At 38.0% G+C, this 15,399-nt stretch carries 16 protein-coding genes and 1 riboswitch; of the genes, 4 read left to right on the top strand and 12 right to left on the bottom strand.

The window, feature by feature from the left end; all coding sequences use genetic code 11:
* Window position 1: 1 nt before the first annotated feature.
* The 3 genes from lepB (E7303_RS14870) to E7303_RS14860 form a co-directional block, all read right to left on the bottom strand.
* A complete protein-coding gene (gene lepB, locus E7303_RS14870; RefSeq protein WP_292146191.1) occupies window positions 2-580 on the bottom strand; it encodes a signal peptidase I in 579 nt (192 codons plus the stop codon).
* Between the two features lie 13 nt (window positions 581-593).
* The gene (locus tag E7303_RS14865) at window positions 594-1,166 is read right to left on the bottom strand and encodes a hypothetical protein (protein ID WP_292146190.1); all 573 of its coding nucleotides are present in this window, start codon (window positions 1,164-1,166) and stop codon (window positions 594-596) included.
* Between the two features lie 248 nt (window positions 1,167-1,414).
* Window positions 1,415-1,504: riboswitch (cyclic di-GMP riboswitch) on the bottom strand.
* A 219-nt stretch (window positions 1,505-1,723) separates the two neighbouring features.
* Window positions 1,724-3,079, bottom strand: a complete 1,356-nt coding sequence (locus E7303_RS14860; protein ID WP_292146188.1) for a flagellar hook protein FlgE — start codon at window positions 3,077-3,079, stop codon at window positions 1,724-1,726.
* Between the two features lie 259 nt (window positions 3,080-3,338).
* On the opposite strand from E7303_RS14860, the gene epsC reads away from it, so the two are divergent.
* Window positions 3,339-4,256 carry a serine O-acetyltransferase EpsC gene (gene epsC, locus E7303_RS14855; RefSeq protein ID WP_292146187.1) on the top strand — a complete coding sequence of 306 codons (918 nt, stop codon included), beginning with the start codon at window positions 3,339-3,341 and terminating at the stop codon, window positions 4,254-4,256.
* Between the two features lie 80 nt (window positions 4,257-4,336).
* Here the strand turns inward: epsC and E7303_RS14850 are convergent, their stop codons facing one another.
* The 5 genes from E7303_RS14850 to E7303_RS14830 all read right to left on the bottom strand — a co-directional run bounded on the left by E7303_RS14850 (window position 4,337) and on the right by E7303_RS14830 (window position 9,000).
* Window positions 4,337-4,675: a hypothetical protein gene (locus tag E7303_RS14850; RefSeq protein ID WP_292146186.1), complete on the bottom strand. Its 339-nt coding sequence runs from the start codon at window positions 4,673-4,675 to the stop codon at window positions 4,337-4,339.
* Between the two features lie 160 nt (window positions 4,676-4,835).
* On the bottom strand, window positions 4,836-5,822 hold the full coding sequence (locus E7303_RS14845) for a tRNA dihydrouridine synthase (RefSeq protein ID WP_292146185.1): 987 nt from the start codon (window positions 5,820-5,822) through the stop codon (window positions 4,836-4,838).
* Between the two features lie 23 nt (window positions 5,823-5,845).
* Window positions 5,846-6,673, bottom strand: coding sequence for an energy-coupling factor transporter transmembrane component T family protein (locus tag E7303_RS14840; RefSeq protein ID WP_292146184.1), 828 nt, complete (start codon window positions 6,671-6,673; stop codon window positions 5,846-5,848).
* Between the two features lie 32 nt (window positions 6,674-6,705).
* Window positions 6,706-8,439 (bottom strand): ABC transporter ATP-binding protein, encoded by a 1,734-nt coding sequence (locus E7303_RS14835; protein ID WP_292146183.1) that lies wholly within the window; start codon window positions 8,437-8,439, stop codon window positions 6,706-6,708.
* Between the two features lie 3 nt (window positions 8,440-8,442).
* On the bottom strand, window positions 8,443-9,000 hold the full coding sequence (locus E7303_RS14830; protein ID WP_292146181.1) for an ECF-type riboflavin transporter substrate-binding protein: 558 nt from the start codon (window positions 8,998-9,000) through the stop codon (window positions 8,443-8,445).
* Window positions 9,001-9,166: 166 nt separating this feature from the next.
* Between E7303_RS14830 and E7303_RS14825 the strand changes: the two genes are divergently transcribed.
* Window positions 9,167-9,823, top strand: coding sequence for a hypothetical protein (locus E7303_RS14825; RefSeq protein WP_292146180.1), 657 nt, complete (start codon window positions 9,167-9,169; stop codon window positions 9,821-9,823).
* Between the two features lie 49 nt (window positions 9,824-9,872).
* Here the strand turns inward: E7303_RS14825 and E7303_RS14820 are convergent, their stop codons facing one another.
* The 4 genes from E7303_RS14820 to E7303_RS14805 all read right to left on the bottom strand — a co-directional run bounded on the left by E7303_RS14820 (window position 9,873) and on the right by E7303_RS14805 (window position 14,401).
* Window positions 9,873-11,666: a methyl-accepting chemotaxis protein gene (locus E7303_RS14820; RefSeq protein ID WP_292146179.1), complete on the bottom strand. Its 1,794-nt coding sequence runs from the start codon at window positions 11,664-11,666 to the stop codon at window positions 9,873-9,875.
* Window positions 11,667-11,939: 273 nt separating this feature from the next.
* A complete protein-coding gene (locus tag E7303_RS14815; RefSeq protein WP_292146178.1) occupies window positions 11,940-12,701 on the bottom strand; it encodes a PBECR4 domain-containing protein in 762 nt (253 codons plus the stop codon).
* Window positions 12,702-13,100: 399 nt separating this feature from the next.
* Complete coding sequence (lepB, locus tag E7303_RS14810) at window positions 13,101-13,655, bottom strand: signal peptidase I (RefSeq protein ID WP_292146177.1); 555 nt, start codon at window positions 13,653-13,655, stop codon at window positions 13,101-13,103.
* A gap of 542 nt (window positions 13,656-14,197) precedes the next feature.
* Window positions 14,198-14,401, bottom strand: coding sequence for a helix-turn-helix domain-containing protein (locus E7303_RS14805; protein ID WP_292146176.1), 204 nt, complete (start codon window positions 14,399-14,401; stop codon window positions 14,198-14,200).
* Window positions 14,402-14,591: 190 nt separating this feature from the next.
* Between E7303_RS14805 and E7303_RS14800 the strand changes: the two genes are divergently transcribed.
* Entirely contained in the window at window positions 14,592-14,870 is a 279-nt protein-coding gene (locus E7303_RS14800; RefSeq protein WP_292146174.1) for a hypothetical protein, read from the top strand.
* A 205-nt stretch (window positions 14,871-15,075) separates the two neighbouring features.
* Window positions 15,076-15,333 (top strand): hypothetical protein, encoded by a 258-nt coding sequence (locus tag E7303_RS14795; RefSeq protein WP_292146172.1) that lies wholly within the window; start codon window positions 15,076-15,078, stop codon window positions 15,331-15,333.
* The last annotated feature ends 66 nt before the right edge of the window (window positions 15,334-15,399 follow it).

Genomic DNA, 15,399 nt, shown 5'->3' with positions numbered 1-15,399 from the left:
ATCAAAGTCCTCCAAATACATTAAATGGATAAACCCTAAATATCACTTTCCCAATAAGCTGTTCCTTAGTAACGCATCCCACCACGCTACTTCTTGAATCTATCGATGCACTTCTATGATCCCCCAACACAAAATACCTGTTTTCAGGCACCTGATACGGAAATGTAATATCTGTTGGTTCAAGACTTTTGTCAGTAATATAACCTTCGTCAAGAACCTCCCCGTTAACAGAAACATTTCCGTCACTGTCAATATTTATCCAGTCTCCAGGTGACCCGATTACTCTTTTTACCAGGACTTTGTTGTTATAATAGAATGCTATAAGTTCTCCCGGTTCAAAGCCCGAACTGTTCTGGGCTATGACTATCTGACCTGTATCAAGTGTCGGAGTCATTGAATCACCGCTTATCTTAAGAACGGTGATAAAAAAGCTCGAAATAAGTACTGCCAAAGCAGCAACTACTACTACTACAAAAAGCGTATTTCTAAGTACTGTACGATATTCCTTTTTACTGTTTTCCCTCTTAAGTTCCTTCTTTAATTCCTCTATAGAGGGTTTATAATCCTTTACTTCACTCATCAGCCTTCTCTAATTAACACGCCTTTTCCTCTTTTTCTGTAACTTCTCTAAGAGGTCCGTATTTCTTTTCTGCCTGTTTTTCCATAAGTTTTATCTTCTTACGGGATTCTTCAATTTCCTGCATAAGCTGCTGATATTCAGCACTTGCATTCTTTTTAAGTGTTTCCACATACAGATCAGCCGACTTCTGGGCTGCTTCCATGATGCCTCCAAGCTGGATGGATGCTTCAGCAAGAGACTGTGAATTGTCTATCTTCATAAGAGCATCATCAACCTGCTTTTGAAGCTCTTCTTTCTCTCTATTTAGCCTGTTCTTAAGACCAGCTATATCTTTTTCGAATTTCTCCTGCATCTGAGCCTTCTGTTCACCAAACTTAGCTCTCATCTGAGCTTTTTCTTCCTCAAAATTATTGAGCATTTTAGCTCTCTCTTCAGCAAAATCACGCTGAAGCTGCAGTTTCTCTTTATCTAATTCTTCCTTATATTCCTGCTCATGCTTTTTGGCGGCTTCCGCCTCCTCAGAGTAGGTGATCATCATCTCCAGAAGATCTGCTCTGGAGAGTTTCTTTAAATTTATATCTGACATACTTCTCCTTATTCAGGGTAAAAAAATAAGGTATGTTGCGACTTCACCGTGTCGCAAAATACCTTTCCAAAATATATGACAAGGCAATTGCAATACTAAATGACCAGTCGCTGTAACTACTTCCATGTACACCCTGATGCCACCTGCATACAGGGGTTCTTCCCTGAACTCATATGTACCGTAATTACTGCAAATAAATAGACCGTCTGCTCTCGCACAGTCCGGTCACAATTAGTGCTTAAACATGCACCAGCAACTGGCTGTCTGTCACATACCTATGTGATTTAGACCCTTTAGCTTTGCGTCACCACTTTTCAGTGGTTTTGCCCTTGCATCATACTAAACAAAAATTCTGTTTTTCAAGTGCCAAACTATGATGTCTGAATCCCTTGTAATGATGAATATACAACATAGCACACATTTTTACAACAGTTTTTTCATACATTTTTCACAGTTTCCATTAGAAAAGAGCTGGAAACCGCTCCAGCTCTATGAAACAAAATTTTATATTTTTTTTAGATTTTTCTCGTTTCCTTCTTAATAGTTTCCGCGAAATATTAACGTTTTAACGATTTAAGTAACTGCAGCATCTCATCAGATGTGGTTATTACCTTACTATTTGCCTGGAAACCACGCTGAGTTGTGATCATATCCGTAAACTCTTTTGCCAGGTCAACATTGCTGCCTTCCAAAACTCCTGATGACATATAGCCGCCATCACTTGTAATATCCATATACATAGGAACACCCGAGTTAAGTGAAGCTGCATAAAGATTATCACCAACCTTCTCAAGGCCCATGGCATTATTAAACTCTGCGACCACTATCTGAGCTTTTTTTACAGTCTGTCCGTTTGAGTATCTTCCAAATACAGATCCATCAGTACCAAAAGAGATTCCTACAAGCTCACCTTCCGGATATCCCATATTCTGTCCCTCTTTATCACCTTTATAGCCATAAATTGAAGATGAATGTGACCAAGCATCACCTGCATAGTTGGATGTACTTGAAAAATCAATGTTAAGAGGTCCCACAACTGATGCGTCACCTGTAATTGTAAAAGTGACTGATTCTACAGGCAGACCATTTATAAACTGAAGCTTTCCGGAATGAGCATCATATTCAAGCTCAATTTCAGTTGCTGTATCAAAAGCAACTTTTTTGGAGTTTTCATCAAGCACAGAAGACAAGGTAAGCTTAAAGGTTCCATCGTCGTTCTCATCACCTGTCAGGTTAAATTTTAATGTATAGACTTTTCCGTCACTTCCATAGGTCTCTATTGTGAGAGTCTTTCCGTTTTCAAGATTGGGATCATCGCTGTCAATGTTTCCTTTAAAATAAGCAGCTGTAGTTGCTGCACCAGGCATAGCGTCAACCTGGTAAGTTATCTGATTGCCCTGTGCATCATAGCTTATTCGCTCAGTATTTCTGTTTATAACCCTGAGGTTTGAAAGAGTTGGATTGTCACCAATTGTTACATCCCCCATGACCCCCATAACATAGTAACCGCTGTTCTGAGTTACAAGGTCACCGTTCGCATCAATAGTAAAAGATCCATCTCTTGAAAAATTAACTTCCGCATCAGAAATATCCGGATCTATGCAAAAAAACGAATCTCCTGTAATCATAAGATCCAATACATTATCTGTCAGGACAGCTGAACCCTGCTTTGTGATATTAGTTAGGATAGAGCTCATCTTGGCTCCAAAACCAACCTGCGCAGTATTAGTTGTTGCAAGTGTTTCGCCCGCTCCGGTTCCCGGTTTTATTGTCTGATAAAGAACATCCGAAAAACCTGTAGCCTGTGATTTATATGAAGTTGAGTTAACATTGGCAATATTGTTACCAATGACATCCATTTCTAACTGGTGGGTTTTAAGTCCGGCAACACCAGACCACATAGATCTCATCATAGAACACGCACCTCCACTAATATCGAACATCCGTGTTCTAAGAGAAAAGAGGCTTCCTTGCCAAAAGAAACTCATAATATTATTTGTCATGTCATATATCGGAGAATGATTAAAAAATATTTAGTCTTTTTGCAATTTTTTAAACAAAAATTAGAGTAATTACAATTTTCTTTTGCACCATCTAATAAGTAATGTATAATAGTCGGTAACAGTAAATCGCTCTATAGTTTGCTGATTAAAAAGGCATGGAGATTATGAAATGGACTATAAATCAAGTGGTAGAGATACTTTAAAAGAAGAAATCAAGGATATCGTAGACCTGATTCTTTCTGACTATGATAAGGCCAGAGACATTGATCAGATGGATGTTTACAACCAGCCTGACAGAGACGCGGTAAAAGATATTGTGATCAAGCTCATCAGAATTCTTTACCCGGGTTATTACAGAGACAAAGTTTATAAAAGCTACAACGACAACAACAGGATCGCAGTTGTGCTTGAGGACGTTATCTACAACATGCAAAAGCAGATAGCCATCGCTTTTCATCACAGTCCTGACTATAAAAATGCATCTGATGAAACGCTGGACTGCGCTGCAAGATGCATCACTCATGAATTCTTTAAAAAGATTCCAAAGATCCGCGAGTATCTGGACACAGACCTTCAGGCCTGCTACGACGGAGACCCTGCAGCATACAGTAAGGGAGAGATAATCCTTTCATATCCGGGACTTACTGCTACTACTATCAACAGGATTGCCCACGAACTCTACATGCTCAAGGTGCCGCTTATTCCCAGAATGATGACTGAGTACGCTCATTCAAAAACAGGTATAGACATTCATCCCGGCGCAACTATTGGCAAATACTTCATGATAGATCACGGAACCGGTATTGTTATCGGTGAAACCTCCATCATCGGAGAGCACGTTAAGATCTATCAGGGCGTAACTATCGGCGGTCTTTCAACTCGCGGCGGCCAGGCCCTTAAGGGAGTAAAAAGACATCCCACAATCGAGAACAATGTCACCATTTATTCAGGTGCTTCTATCCTTGGAGGAGAAACAATTATCGGTGCAGACACTGTTATCGGTGCCAACGCGTTCATCACTTCTTCCGTTCCGTCAGGAAGCCGCGTCAGCATGAAGAACCCTTGCGACTGCGTAGATAAAAAGTAGATTGATCTAATATCTTTCACTGTATATATGAGCAAATAAAAAAGAGCTTTAACTTGTGAAATGTTAAAGCTCTTTTTATATTAGTTTGAACTAGCTTCTGATGCTGCTTCTGAAGTTTCAGCAGATGCTGCTTCTGATGACTCACTTGCTGCCTCTTCAGAAGTTTCTACTGATGAAGCATCAACGGATGTTTCTACTGATGAAGCATCAACAGATGTATCTACTGATGCACCTTCTGTAGCTTCAACTGATGTTCCGCGCTTGTTCCAGATAACTGCTCCTGCAATGCCAAGGGCTAATGCAACAACTACAATAAGACAAACGATCTTAGCAATCTTCTTTCTCTTTTTCTGTTTTGCAAGGCGCTCTTTTCTGCCTGCTTTCTCCTTCTTATAAGCGTCTATTTTTTCCTGACTCATACCCTTTTCCCTCTTTCCTTACATAGCTTTATAACGTAAAACTCATACGCTAATGCAGGTCTGTCATCATTAGCGTCAGTTGGTATTATATCACAACAAATCCACTCTTGAATCACATTTTCACATAATCATCCACAATCCAGAAAACAAGCATATCTACTCAGTTTATAAACTCACAGCTTGAAAATATGTTGGTGACAGCAGCTCTGTATTCGCCTTTGCTGCGGGATTTCCTGATGGCCTTAAGCTGTTTATCACAGTCTTTGAAATGAACATGGAGAAAAGCCCAGTGCTCAAGCATCTTAAAAATTACATTCTGATCTTCCGGAATGTACTCTTCGTATGCATCATAGAGTCTGTCTAAATAGGTTCTAAGTTCTTCCGCCTTCAAAGCTTCTCCGCCATCTATTTCTCTTGCAAGGGCCGGATCAAAAATAAGTCCTCGTCCAATCATAAACCTGTCAATATCGGAAACTCTGTCATTTATCATATTAAAGCTTTCAACAGAAGTAATATCTCCGTTATACACAATAGGAGCCTTTCCGCCGTTCTCCCTGTAAACTTTGACCGCATCACAGAAAGCATCCAGCCTTATAGCACCCTTGTAGTAATCATCCCTGACCCTTGAATGGATAGTCAGTTCACTGGCCGGGTATTTGGCAAAAACCTCCATAATACCTGCAGTCTCACTTTCATCGTGCATTCCAAGTCTTGTCTTTAGGGAAAATTCAATTCCAAGATTTTCTTTTTCTAAAGTATCAAAAATCTCATACAGCATTGCATCAAGCTTGGCAGTGTCTTCCAAAAGGCCTGAGCCCTTTTGCCTGTTTACTACTGTTGCAACCGGGCATCCCATGTTCAGATTAGCCTCTCTATAGCCAAGTTCATGCATCTTTTTGGCAGCCCAGACTATCTGCTCTGCCTTATTCCCCATGATCTGAGGAACGACTTCACTCTTATAATCGTCAAAAGAAATGCAGAACTCGGGAAGAATATCTCTTTGTTCTCTCTTTTTAAATTTATAAGTTCGTGCCGTCGACACAAATGGAGTGTAGTACTTGTCAACGCACTCTCCAAACATTTCCTTATGTATATTTCGCAATGGATAAAGGGTGATTCCTTCCATTGGCGCAAAATATATTTTCATCCAAAACCTCTTTGCCACATAAATTAAATAAAAGGATTATAGAATCTGTTTCCATCATAGAAAGTTATCACCATTGCAGCGATAAAAAAGCAAATGATAAAGGCAAGTGCAAGATAATCTCCCGTCTGAAGGGTTCTCTTTGAGTACCAGCTGCGCTGTTTTTTCTTGCCAAAGCCTCTAAGCTCCATGGCATTGCTGACAACATCGATTCTCTCCATTGTGGTAAAAAGAAGTGGGAAGATAATTGCTGAAGTGTTCTTTATCCTTGACATCAGTCTTCCCTTGGAACTCATCTCTATTCCCCTTGCTTCCTGCGCATTCTTGATCTTGTGATATTCATCCTGCACATCCGGAATATATCTGAGTGCTATCTCTATTGAATAAGCGATCATGTAAGGCACTCCGATACTGTTCATGGAAGCTGCAAGCTCACTTGGGTCAGTCGTCACAAGAAAAATAAATATGGAAGGGATTACTGTAAAATACTTGATAAGCACGTTAAATTCGTAAAACAGCTGCTCTTTTGTAAGTGTATAACCTGCAAAAAGGTGACATATATCTGTTCTGCTTCCGTATATTTTGCAGCCTTCAAATGGTGAAAAAAAGAATATCCACACCAGATTTATCACCATAAAGAACATTATGGCTAAAAATACGCTGCTTACCTGCTTCCACTTTGTTCCAGAAACAATATAGAGCAAGACTCCAATAACTATCATTGTAAGAAGTATTCTTGTGTCAAAAGTAAGTGCACTTGCCGTACACCATAAGAGGAAAAAGACAAGCTTTGTAAATCCGCTTAATCTGTGTATTGGCGTATTCTTTTTTTCATAAGAAATCATTCTGCTCATAAATACTTATCCAATCAAATAAACTCAAAGGATCATACCTTCTCACTAAAGCACTTATCCTTTTTCGCACGTTCAGACTCAATAAATCTTGCAACAAATTCATCCGCTTCTTCTATGTCGCATTTTTTTGCAAGATCATAAAGAGACGTTCTTTTAAGATATGCTCTATTACATATCTCATCATTTGTAAGCACTTCCTCCGGCTTGGCATCCATTATAAGCTTGCCATCTGTAAGCACCAAAGTTCTGTCAGTGTACTCAAGCATCAAATGCATATCATGAGTTATCATCATGATCGTAATAGGCAATTTCTTTCTTATATCACACAAAAACTCCATGATCTCGGTGTAATGCCGATAATCCTGGCCGGCTGTAGGTTCATCCAGGATCAGAAGATCCGGAGCAAGCACTAAGATAGAAGCAATTGAAACTCTCTTTTTCTGTCCATAAGAAAGAGCTGAAACAGGCCAATTTCTGAATTGGTAGAGGCCGCATATCTTAAGAATCTCGTTGACTCTTTGTTTTACCTCATGGTCAGGCACTCCCCTGACCACAAGTCCTAAAGCCACTTCATCATATATCATAGGCTTGGAGATCATCTGATTAGGGCTCTGCATTACATATCCAATCTTCTCACCGCGCTCCTTAATTGTTTTTTTCTTAAGGTCATCGCCGCAGAAGCTGATCTTACCTGCATCCGGTTCATAAAAGCCGCAGATAAGCGAAGCAAGAGTTGACTTACCCGCTCCATTTTTACCCACAAGTGATATCATTTCACCGCGTTTTATATCAAAGCTAACATCTTTAATGATCTGTCTGGAACTATCATACCTGAATTCAAGTCCACTGACAGACAAAAGAGTGTCAGCAGTACTCTTCTGTCTTGAAAGGCTGGTATTGGTAAACCACTCTTTTACCTGGGTCTTATAGCCCTCAACATCCATCGTCTCTATGTGCTGAGGCTTAGTGGATGGTGACAGCTTCACACCTGCTGCCTTTAGAGCAGCAATATACAAAGGCTCTCTGATTCCGTGCTCAGGCAAAAGATCTGTACAGAGCATCTCGTCCGGAGTCATATCCGCAACGATCTGTCCATCTTCCATAAGCACGATCCTGTCGATATCCTTATAAAGAACATCTTCAAGCCTGTGTTCTATTATTACAACTGTTAAATCTTCCTGTTTTAAAAGCTCATCGATGAGAGCGATAGTTCTTTTGCCTGTTGCAGGATCCAGGTTCGCAAGAGGCTCATCAAATAAAAGCACTTTGACGTCAAGCGCCATTACTCCGCCAAGAGAAACTCTCTGTTTCTGTCCACCAGAAAGAGCTCCGGGCGCGTTGGAAAGGAAATCCGAAAGTTCAAGTTTTTCTGCTACATCTGAGACCTTCTCGATCATCTCTTCCTGTGGCATATTGTCATTTTCAAGGGCAAATGCTATGTCCTCTGCTACTGTCAGTGCTATGAACTGGCCATCTGTATCCTGAAGAACAGTTCCAACAGTTTGTGACATACCAAAAACTCCGAGTTTAGAAGGTTCCTTCCCGTCTACTCGGAGGGTTCCGCTCATGTCCCCTGCAAAAGAGCAGGGGATAAGAGCGTTAAGGCAATGTGCCAATGTTGACTTTCCTGACCCGGACTGGCCCGCTATAAGAACCTTTTGTCCGGGATAAATTTTAAGATTAATATTTTTAAGTGTGGGCTGTGTCTGCGCACGGTACTTAAAAGAAACATCCGAAAATTCAATAATTGGGGATGCGGTATTCAAAAATTAATCCTCCATCTTCAAATCAGAAGATTTTCCAGAAATTCTAGAATAAACTGAAAGAAGAATTGTGCCAAGAATTCCTATTATAACTACATTACCAAGAAAAGCAAATGCTCCCTGTGCAAATACTTTATTAGCTGGTTCTGAATATACTAAAATATCAAGAACCGGTGCAACTACGATCCAGGCAACAGCATTAGATACAACCTGAGTTACATTAAAGAAAATAATGTTCTTTGTTGTATTAAAGCCACCCTCTTTTACAGCAAACTTCTTGGCAAAAAGACCTACTGCTATGCCAACAACTGCTTCTGGGAATACCCAGCTCCACCATACTGAGCCATAGAAAATAGCATCACCAAGAGCATGTCCAAAGAAGCCGATAACGCCGCCAACAATTGGTCCGAAAACAGCTGCAAAGAAGGCCATGATAGCCATACGTGGCTGAAGATATGTATTAGGAGCAATAACAAGCGGAATCTGAACATTTGTAAGGACTACAAACAGAGCAGTTCCGATACCCATAGCCACAACTTCTTTAATCCCAAACTTTTTTTCCATCACCTTTTCCTCCATTTGGTTAGATTTACCTGCTCATTTTAATACTTCTGCACCAATTCCTCAACAGTGTCTATTATCAAATCTTATTTTCTTAATTATTTACACATTTTTAAGTATAAAATTGTCTGATTTATAGTATGATGAATATAGTGAAAGGGGTGCTAAGATGCACGAATCTACCAATATAAGCTATGGTTCAGGAAATGTAACTATCATAGCCAATTCAGACAGCCTTACTGAAGTTGCAGCTCCTATAATAAGGGCTGGAGACTACAACGAGCTTATAACTTCATGTCTGACCAAGAAAGAAATGAATGAGGTTTTCGAAGGCGCATCTGCTGAAATTGTGTTTAATTATGTAATGCGGGATGATGCCCCATCAGAAGCTATTAAGGAACAGTTTTATGAAGTCATTGATGGTGACAAGACACTAAGCAGCTACAATGAGGGCTTTTACATGGATGTTTCTGCTCAGAAATCCATTGGTTCAGAGCCTGAAAGCGACATCTATACTCTTAATAATGAAGTCGAACTCCAAATAGAAATACCTCTTTTCCTGAAAAAAGACGGCAGGAGTTATATATGCATTGCCAACAATATGGGCGTTTGTAAAATTCTCGACGATGTAGATGTAGACGCTGACACATTTTCTATTTCAAGCGACTGTACAGGAAACTACATGCTTTTGTACAAAGATTCATCAGTACCACAGGAGCAAAACAGTATAGCTCACCGGCCGGCTCAATATATTTTTATTCTTGGCATCATTGCTCTTTTAGGCCTTTGGTTTGCTATAGACAAGCTTCACAAGCAAAACAAATAAGCTCCTCACATATCAAGCAACACCTGATTTGTGAGGAGCCTTTTTACGTTTAAATATTTATAAACTGTTTTGTACTGTCATTAAGTTTTTCTGTTACATCATTATTAGTATCCATTGCAGAACTAATGCCTGTAATCTCGTCGACAATAAACTGAGAATTTTCAGCTGACTGATTAATTGCCTCTGAAGCCTGCGATACTGACTCAGATATAGAAGATACAGAACTTGCCATCTCACCCATAATCGAATTCAGGTGTTGTGTCTGATCTGATATGCCGTCCAGCATATCATTGATAAATTTTGCAGTTGCCTCATACTTTTCACCTGTATCTACAAACGCATCATAATCACCCAAAACTGTAGTATTAATAAAATCAAGCACCTGCATGGCATTATCAGCAAGAGCTTTAACTGCTGCTGTAACTTCATTGCTTATATTCTGGATGTTTCCAGCAGTCTGTCTTGAATTTTCAGCCAGTGAACTGATTTCTTCTGCTACAACAGCAAATCCTTTTCCTGCCTCGCCTGCTCTTGCAGCCTCAATTGAAGCATTGAGAGCTAAAAGATTAGTCTGGGATGCAATATCAAGAATTACATTTGTAAGTTCATTAATCTGTGCCACTTTTTCACTATCCTTAACAGACTGTTCAAGTACTCCGGAGAGTTCTTCCATCTTGGTTCCTGTATTGTCTTTTTTATTCTGAGCACCCTCTTTTATCTCAATGGCCTCTGCCCTGATTTCCTCAGCCTTGGCAGTACCATCTTCAACGCCTTCATTTATACTATCTGTAGCATCCTTAACATCACCAAGCTTCTCATTCATCACGCTTGCTGTATCAGATACATTCTGCATGCTTGCAGACAATTCTTCAAGTGCAGCTGACGTATTTGTAATATTATCGCTTGCAAGCTGAATCTGTGTAGTCATATTCTCTGAAGATTCAGTCAGGGTCACTGTTCCGTCTTTTACTTCTTTTAAAATAACCTGAAGGGTTTCAATGAAATGGTTAAAACCATCCTTGATATGAACAAGTTCCGATGAAGTCTGTGTCTGCACTCGCACAGTAAGGTCTCCCTTATGATTTCTGATATTGTTGATAATATCATTTATCTCATCAGCAATAAGGTTAACTTTTCTTCCTACCATTCTGTAATTAAAGATAAGGAATGCGATTATAGACAAAACATATACGATCATAAGAATGTTGACCACAGCAATTGCAGAGTTTGCCCTTGCCTGAACACGGCTATGGGCCTCTTCTTCAATTAACACCAATTCCTGATTAAGAACTACAAGCTGTTCTTTCATGTTGGCAAGCTGAGTGGAGGCATCTCCGTATACAACTCCAAGAATTGTGTTCACGTCACCTGACTGAGCCGCACTTATTACACTTGTATAACCGGTTCTGTATCCGGAATAGTTTTCTTTTAAAATTGAAAGTGCATTTTGCGCATTACTACCACTTTCTGTTATAGCGGCAAAAGTTGTTTCCAATCCGGAAATTGCCTCATCCATCTCAGTAAGACACTGCTGCATTTCGGGAACTTTAGTCTCGAGCTGACCTATTGAAACGATTGTATCGTACATAGATGCCAAAGCGAAACCATCGTTATCAAGAATCCTCATATCAACTTCAAATACCCGGACATCTTCCATAACGCCTTCAACTGTCTTAGATGTTGAAATAGATGTATTTGTGATATTCATCATCTCAGTTGTAACAATCGCAATGGAAATAATAAAAAGAATGAGCAATGCAATATAGGTAACTGCGCTCATTCCAGCAACTGTTTTTATAAGCGGAATCTTTTTAGTATCTTTATTCGTTTCATTATTAGCCATTATCATTCTCCTTTTTTCACTATCTGTACCAATAATTCAACATCGCGCATGATTATTTTAACGCTTTTTAGGGAATAAAAATACACTTTTATATTTATTTTAGAATAGTTTTATACTCGTTAATAAAAGGGTACAAAAAATCTTTCTATCTCTATTTTTTAGAACCACTTAGGAACTACTTATTTAGGTTGAGACATGCCGACTGACCGAAAGGTCAAACAACTGGTCAAACAGTTTCTATCGACTTCCCCATACCATTCTCACATCAATGTCTTAGATATGAATAACTCCATTTATAGAACACAAAATATTTTTTTCTTTTGCAAGTTTAATATAATTCCGAGCATTATTGTCATCCAACAATAAATTGCAATTATTTCTACAACATGAATCTAATATTTGCAATTTCTGCTTAGCACTGTACTTATACTCTTTCTGGCGAAGGAGTTCTGAATTCTTATCAAATACCAACACAGTTTTAATAAGCTCCACATCCTGCCCAGGCATATATTTTTCTTTACCCTGAACAGTTCCGTCTGACTCATCTATCCATGTACTGATGCAATACTTCGTGATATCAATGTCTGAATTCACTCTAATTTTTGCATTGTATATCCACCCCAACATATATCCTTTATTCAAATCTGATATAAGTATATCTACATTATTAAGCTTACGATTTGATTTTTGAGGATCATATCTCAAGATTATTGGACAGCTATTGCTAATTAGAACATCTCTATTGCTGATAAAGTTTCGAACTTTCTTATACATTTTGGAAGTTGTCGATATGACATTGGGGACAATCTTCGTACTGATAGATTGCCCATCAGCAATGTCTCTATACAACTTCTTTGGTGTTCTGTATCCATTAGAATTATAGATTTGCTTTGATATTCCTATCAGATGTGGAAAATTATCTGTCTCACCAATAAGGATAAATCCATTCCCATTGTATGTAACAACAATATAAAAACTTTCAAGATAATAAGTGGCAAATGCCTGAGCGCATTTCCTGATATCTGTAATGTCCATGATTATCTCCAAAAATAAAGTAAAGCTCTTGGCCAGAGCCAAAAGCTTTACTATCGGCAATCGTTCACGATTATTTTTTAAGCAGGGGAGTGCCCGGTTCAGCCGACGTGAATCCCTCAGCAAGTGAGCCTGCATATCTTTTAATACAACAGACCTATATGGTACATTATCACCACAACAAAGTCAACTATTTCTAATTAAATAATACGATAAAGGATACTGTTTTACAAGCAATAACAGCATTCTTCATAGAATTTTAACCTTAAATTGGTTAAGAGCCAAAAATCACTGCGCATTTTCAGCAATTAACGTTCCAGTTTTTACAGGATTTTCACAAGTTATGCTGCATTTTTAGGCCAGCTTATCCATTAACCATTAAGGCAATGTATTATCCTTTTATCAGAATGTGAGATCCTGTTCTTGTGGTGCAGGATCAGTTAAAAAGGGAAGATTGCAGATAGTCCCTATATATTTTATCAAGATATCAGAAGTTGCAACATAAGGCTCTTCCCAATAACGGGAATCATAAGAGTTCTCTCTATTATCCCCCATGACCAGAACATACCCATCGGGCACATAATATATACTATGGATACCTGAAAAAGTGTATACGTCATCAGGAATGTAATCTTCTTCTAAAGGTTCACCGTCAATATAAACTACTCCCTCTTTGATGACGATCATATCGCCTGGAAGACCAATAATACGCTTTGTCCAAATCTGGCCGTTACGAGAGAAACCAATAATGTCTCCCCTTTTAGGCGTATACCAAAACCAAGTATTAAGATTTATACATATATCCCCCGTCATGATAGTAGGTTCCATAGAACCTGATGCACAATGTGCAGGAGTAAAAATAGATAAAAAAACTATTAGCCCAATTAAAAATACCTTATTTTTGTAGATCGTTCGTTTGAAACTCTTTATAACTTTATTTGTTAACTTTTTCATCATCTTAACAGTTCTACCTCATAATAGACAGCTATATGCTCTTAACCCCCAAGGATTGTTCTTTTAGATAAATATCATTACATTATGACACAAAATAATCGATATGATATGATAAAAACGATAATACACTATTGAGCTAAATCGAATAAATGGAGAATAAAATGTTTACCTTTGTTATCAACAAAATACTAACATTTATCGTATGTTTGATTGTATTATGCTTTTTGGACGCTAGATCAGAACATAAAATTGAAGATCAATAATATATTGAAATATGCTTTTCTTTAATCCTAATCATGATAGTTAGCTTCAGCGATGTATTGACAGTATATACTGCTGAAGATGACACTAATCAGGATTAAGTAACAAATTCTGATATCTATCATAATATTATAGCAAATGCAGATGGCACATATTCAGTTGTTCAGCGGAATAAAGTACGTACAATCGAAATTTTTGCAAGAACATTGTTATACGAAACTGCAAATATAATAACTCTATATTAATAAAAAGCCATAGTTATTATTAGTAACTACAGCTTTTTTCTAGTCATCGCTTATTTCAAATAAATCTCCAATATTACAGTTCAAAATCTTGCTCAACTTTTCCAGAGTTTCAAATCTAATTTGTTTTGTTTGATTTTCAACGATCCTGTTCAGGTTCTCGTAGCTATATCCAATCTGCTTACATAGCCAATATTTTGTCCGACCGCGCTCCTCTAAGATTTCCTTGACTCTAAGTCTGATCATCACACATCCTCCACATCATATAAATTATCAAAAATTTATTAAATCCATGAATGATGTATTGATATTACATGGATACATGGTATATTATGGTAATGTTCTAAAGAGGCTGGTTCTTTAACAATTTGACAAGAGAAGAATATGAAAAAAAGAATAACCTCGCTTTAGCACGGGGATGATGGAGAGAAGAGTCATGGATATAGTAAGGAATAATTTATGGATTCTTGTAGTTATTGGCGTAATTGCTACGATTATATTATGGATTAAGGTTTATAAAGAAAATAAAGACATTCCATTCATATTAGTTATTTTTACTCTTTGTATGATTATTGGAAATTTCTTTACAAATTTGAAGGATGGACCAATCGATTTGTATCAAGTGCTCTTTATATCGATTGGAGAAATTATGAAAAATCTTGCTATATGCCTTTTTTTGCCTTATATAATACGTACAAGTAATAGAAAAGAATAGTTAGTTTGTCGAAGACGTATTTTAATTGAAGTATTAGTGCGACATGCAATTGTTTAAAAGCTGGTACATAAATAGATTGATACTTGATGGAGATAAGGATGGCCCTCCGAGCTAAAGTATGGGCTGATTTTTATTCTGATTATTCAGGCACAATATATCAGTAGATATTATCAATAATCATGACAGAAGAAAGGAAATAAAAAACATGAACTGCTTAAAAAAAATAATATCGAATAAGTGTTTTTACAAAATTTTGATTGCAGCATTTTGTGGGATTACTATTATTTTTTTGAGTTTTTTTACAATGCATACTTATTGTGGATGGGGCGATTATACTATTGTTGATGCACCTTGGAGACCAGCAGGGGGAGTAGGAATTGGCGTACCTCTATTAGATGCAATAGAAACAGAGTATGGCACAGATGCAAAGAATGTTTATGTCGAAGGCTCAAAAACAGACTAACTATTAAATGTCAAGCATGAAACGAAGTGATTCGTTCAGATAAATCAGTACCTTGAAAACTGCATG

Source organism: Butyrivibrio sp. (genome assembly GCF_015056685.1).
Classification (GTDB): Bacteria; Bacillota; Clostridia; order Lachnospirales; family Lachnospiraceae; genus Butyrivibrio.
The sequence above is the reverse complement of the archived record's forward strand: the minus strand, read 5'-3'. Positions and strand labels throughout refer to the sequence as shown.